Source organism: Pseudoroseomonas cervicalis ATCC 49957 (assembly GCF_000164635.1).
In the GTDB taxonomy this organism is placed as follows: Bacteria; Pseudomonadota; Alphaproteobacteria; order Acetobacterales; family Acetobacteraceae; genus Pseudoroseomonas; species Pseudoroseomonas cervicalis.
Window position 1 is genome coordinate 1 of record NZ_GG770806.1, and the last position, 2,902, is coordinate 2,902.

The following is a 2,902-nucleotide window of genomic DNA, read 5'->3' on the forward strand; positions in this document are numbered from 1 at the left end:
CGCTGCCGCCGCTGGCGCCGGGCCTGCCGCACCCTCTGGCGCGGCTCGACGCGCCGCGCCCGAACCTCGCCATGGCGCTGGCCGAATCGCTGCGCGAGGGCGAGGGCTGGCACCCGCTCGAATCCTGGGGCTGCTGGACCCGCCCCGGCCTCGCCGCGCTCGGCCTGCCCGAGGCGCTGCCCGAGGCGGCGCTGCGCCTGGAGCTCGGCCTGCGCGGCGCGCCGGAGGCGGAGCAGGCGGTGGAGATCGCCGTCACCCGCGGCGGAAGGCTGCTGGCCGACCCGCTCGCCCTGACCCTGCCCGCCGGCGCCCACCGCGCCGTGGCGCTGGCGGTCCCCGCCGCCGCCGGCCCCTTGCGCATCGAGCTGCTCTGCCGCGCCCCGGCCGAGGCGGAGGGGCGCGCCATCGGCCTCGGCGTCACCCGGCTCGGCTATGCCGAGGCGGAGCGGATCGACCAGCGCCTGGACCTGCTGGAGGCGCAGCATTTCCGCCGCGCCCGCGACCTGCTCTCCGGCGCATGATCCCGCCGGAGTTCGACGCTGGCTTCCGCGCCCGCTTCGAGGACCTGCTGCGCTGGCGCCGCGACGTGCGGCATTTCCGCCCCGAACCCCTGCCGCGCGCCACGCTGGAGCGGCTGCTGGACCTGGCGGACCTCGCCCCCTCGGTCGGGCTGAGCCAGCCCTGGCGCTTCGTCATCGTCGACGACCTGGCGCGCCGGGCCGCGGTGCGGGAGAGCTTCCTGCGCGCCAATGCCGCCGCCCTGGCCGGCCTGCCCGCCGAGCGCGCCACTCTCTACGCCCGGCTGAAGCTCGCCGGGCTGGACCAGGCGCCCTGCCAGCTGGCCTTGTTCAGCCTGCCCGACCCCGAGCAGGGCCACGGCCTCGGCCGCGCCACCATGGCGCTGACCCTGGACTATTCCGCGGTGATGGCGCTGCACACCCTCTGGCTGGCCGCCCGCGCCGAGGGCATCGGCCTGGGCTGGGTCTCCATCCTGGAGCCGGAGGTCGTCACCGCCGCGCTCGACGTGCCGGCGGGCTGGCGGCTGATCGGCTATTTCTGCCTGGGCTACCCGGCCAGTGTGGAGGCCGAGCCGGAATTGCAGCGCGAAGGCTGGGAAACCCGCCGCCCCATCCCCCGCCTGTCCCGTTGACCTTTCGGGCTGCCGTTTTTTTCAGGCTGCCGCTGTCTCGTGGTGAAGCGGGGCGCTTCCGGCTGCCGTCGCCGGGGGCGAGAAACACGCCTCAGGCAGGCCCCTCCCGGTCTGTTGCCATCGGAGCGGTGCCGTCCCTTTCAGGAAGGGCGGCGCGGCATCGGCCCGTCCCACAAAAAAAGGCGCCCGCAGGCGCCCTTTTCCATCGCTGAAAAAAATCCGCGTCAGTTGGTGAAGACGCGGGCCGAGAGCGCCGACTGGTAGATCAGCTGCAGCAGGTCGCGGGCGATCTGGAAGCTCTTGGCGTCCAGCCGCGGCAGCGCGATCAGCTCGTCGCCCGGGCGCGGGCCCTCGCGCGGCTCCAGGATCAGCTGGCCGCTCGGGCGGCGGATCATGATGTTGCTGCTGTCGCCGCGCTGGGTGAAGCCGCCGGCCGCCTTGGCGTAATCCTCGATCGTCATGTTGGGGCGCCAGACCACGGCCATCGGGCTGACCACCTCGCCGCCCACCAGCACGGTGTCGGAGCGCTCGGGGATCACGATGGTGTCGCCATCCTCCATGCGCACCCGCGCGCAGCGGCCGGCATCGTCGACCACCACCAGCCGCCCCTCGGGCTGGATGCGCCGGCCGCGGGCGATGTAGCTGGCCACCAGCTGCGCCTCGCTGGCGCGGATCTCGGCGACGCCCGTGGTGGTGGAGGTGGAGGTGAAGAGCTGCCGCTCCAGCCGGTCCAGCGCCTCGTTGATCGAGCGCCGCTGCTGCGCCGCCAGGCGCTGCCGCAGGATGTAGACCGCGCTGGTATCGGCCAGCGCCGGATCCACCGCGATGTGGTCCAGCACCTGGCACAGATTGATGTCGCGGTCCGCCACCAGCACCGAGGGGCCGAGCCGGCTGCCCTCGACGAAGACCCGCACCGTCGGCGCCGGGGAATCGGTGATGAAGGTCACCACATCCTGGTCCAGCAGCGCGGTGCGGCGCAGCTCCGTCACATCGACATAGCGCGACCAGGGCTGGCCGTTGCGGGTGCCGCGGATCACCGCGTTGGTCGCCGCCGGCAGCGGCGCCGACAGCTCCATCAGCTCCGCCCCGGTCATCGACCGGCCGGCCACCTCGAACAGGTAGTTGTTGCGGATCGCGCCATCGGCCGAGACGGTGGAGCCCTGCTTGCCGACCACGATGGTGTCGCCATCCTGCAGCGTCAGCCCCGGCAGGCGGCCCTGCAGCAGGAAGGGGTAGAGGTCGAGCCGCAGCACCGGCCGCCCGCCGCGCTGCACCACGATGTCGCGGTAGGAGCCGCGCACCGGATCGACGCCGCCGCCGCGCAGCAGGAAGTCCAGCACGGTGTCGGAGCCGGAGCCGCTGTGCCGGCCCGGTATCTTGACGAAGCCGGTGACATAGACGCCGATCTGGCTGGCCGAGAGCAGCACGGCATAGACATTGACCTGCTGCGTGTAGATGCGCCGCAGCTCCGTCTCCACCGTGCGCTGCAAATCGCCGGCGCGCACGCCCATCAGGCGCAGCGGACCGACCGAGGGCAGGAACAGGTTGCCGTCCGGGTCGATGGCGCCCATCACCTCGGCTTCCACCGGGCCCCAGACGCGCACCGAGACGCGGTCGCCGACGCCCAGCCGGTAGTTCGGGTTGCTGGATTCCGAGGGGCTCGGCGCGCCACGCGCGAACAGGGCGGCGCCGAAGACGGTGCGGCTCGGCCCGGGCGGGCGGCGCGGCTCGGCCAGCGGGCCCTCCACCGTC

The 2,902-nt window shown here is 73.5% G+C and carries 3 protein-coding genes; 2 read left to right on the top strand and 1 reads right to left on the bottom strand.

Features of this window, described 5'->3' with window-relative positions; translation table 11 throughout:
* The coding region (locus HMPREF0731_RS19170; RefSeq protein ID WP_040614054.1) for a hypothetical protein at positions 1-521 on the top strand (521 nt) is incomplete at its 5' end.
* Entirely contained in the window at positions 518-1,150 is a 633-nt protein-coding gene (bluB, locus tag HMPREF0731_RS19175; RefSeq protein ID WP_007005867.1) for a 5,6-dimethylbenzimidazole synthase, read from the top strand. The genes HMPREF0731_RS19170 and bluB, both read left to right, overlap by 4 nt.
* Positions 1,151-1,374: 224 nt before the next feature.
* Here the strand turns inward: bluB and HMPREF0731_RS19180 are convergent.
* On the bottom strand, positions 1,375-2,902 hold a 1,528-nt coding region (locus HMPREF0731_RS19180; RefSeq protein WP_007005869.1), incomplete at its 5' end, for a polysaccharide biosynthesis/export family protein.